Origin of the sequence: Mesorhizobium sp. M7A.F.Ca.CA.001.10.2.1, assembly GCF_003998575.1 — a bacterium.
Lineage (GTDB): Bacteria > Pseudomonadota > Alphaproteobacteria > Rhizobiales > Rhizobiaceae > Mesorhizobium.
In genome coordinates, this window is the sequence record NZ_RZQY01001091.1 from 1 (window position 1) to 1138 (window position 1138).

The 1138-nt window shown below is 66.0% G+C and carries 3 protein-coding genes; 1 reads left to right on the forward strand and 2 read right to left on the reverse strand.

Features of this window, described 5'->3' with window-relative positions; all coding sequences use genetic code 11:
* Both EN964_RS35325 and EN964_RS35330 read right to left on the reverse strand, forming a co-directional pair.
* Positions 1-449, reverse strand: a 449-nt coding sequence (locus EN964_RS35325; protein ID WP_206528824.1) for a xanthine dehydrogenase family protein subunit M, incomplete at its 3' end; no start/stop codon positions are given.
* Positions 446-925, reverse strand: a complete 480-nt coding sequence (locus tag EN964_RS35330; RefSeq protein ID WP_127267453.1) for a (2Fe-2S)-binding protein — start codon at positions 923-925, stop codon at positions 446-448. The genes EN964_RS35330 and EN964_RS35325, both read right to left, overlap by 4 nt.
* On the opposite strand from EN964_RS35330, the gene EN964_RS38260 reads away from it, so the two are divergent.
* Positions 924-1138 (forward strand): hypothetical protein (locus tag EN964_RS38260; RefSeq protein WP_206528825.1); only part of this gene is annotated, 215 nt, incomplete at its 3' end. The two genes, EN964_RS35330 and EN964_RS38260, sit on opposite strands and share 2 nt — an antisense overlap.

Sequence of the window (1138 nt, forward strand, 5' to 3'; positions counted from 1 at the left end):
GCATGGCCACGGGTAACGCCGCCGATCGCCGAACAGCCAGAGCCGGGCTCACGCTTGTTGCAGGCGGGGAAATTCGCCGGATCGCGGAAATAGGGGCAGCGGGTGCGCTGCATCAGATTGCCGCCGATGGTCGCCATGTTGCGGATCTGCGCGGAAGCCGCCTGCCACAGGGCTTCGGAGACGGCTGGGAAGTGGATCTTGATGTCGGCATGGTCGGCGACACGGCTCATCCTGGCCAGCGCGCCGATGGTGGCGCCGCGTTCATTCATCTCGATCCTGTCCAACCCCTTGAGATGGGTGATGTCGACCAGCGTCTCGGGCTCGGCGACGCCGCATTTGGCGAGGTCGATCAGCGTGGTGCCGCCGGCGAGCAGCATGGCGCCGGGCAGGGCGGCCGCCTGGCGTGCCGCAGCGAGCGAATTGGCGCGCACATAGGAAAAATCCCTCATGATGCAGCCTCCAATGCTGCCTGGCGGACAGCGGCGACGATGTGCGGATAGGCGCCGCAGCGGCAGAGATTGCCGGCCATGTATTCGCGGATCTCGTCGTCGGAGCCAGCATGGCCCTCACGAATGCAGGCGACCGCCGACATGATCTGGCCCGGCGTGCAATAGCCGCACTGGAAGGCGTCCTGTTCGAGGAAGGCAGCCTGCACGGGATGCATTTCGCCCTCCCGTGCAAGCCCCTCTATGGTGGTGACGGTGCGGCCTTCGGCTTGGGCGGCCAACGTCAGGCAGGCCAGCACGCGCTCGCCGTCGACATGCACGGTGCAGGCGCCGCACTGGCCGTGGTCGCAGCCCTTCTTGGTTCCGGTCAGGCCGAGGCGGTCGCGCAAGGCATCGAGCAGCGTGACGCGCGGCTCGAGTTGCAGATCGTGATGACGGCCGTTGATATCGAGATGAACTGGGATTGTTGTTTTTGTCATGGGCGCCTGGCTCCAGTTGCTTGACGCGAAGTCGGTTGATCTCATGGTGGGCCGGCGGGGGACCTGGCGCCCGCTGTCCGGCCCTTCGCTGTCGCTCCGGACCTTCGGGCGTTCGGCCCTTTTAAAAGGCCCACTGGACCTTTTGATCCGCCCGAAGGCGGACCGGGCCTTCACCGTTCGTCGGACGGGAAGCCGGGCAATTGGCTTACCGTC

Bases quoted from the DNA above. Each gene is read 5' to 3' on its own strand.
- EN964_RS35330 (WP_127267453.1), bottom strand. From the start codon at position 925: ATGACAAAAACAACAATCCCAGTTCATCTCGATATCAACGGCCGTCAT.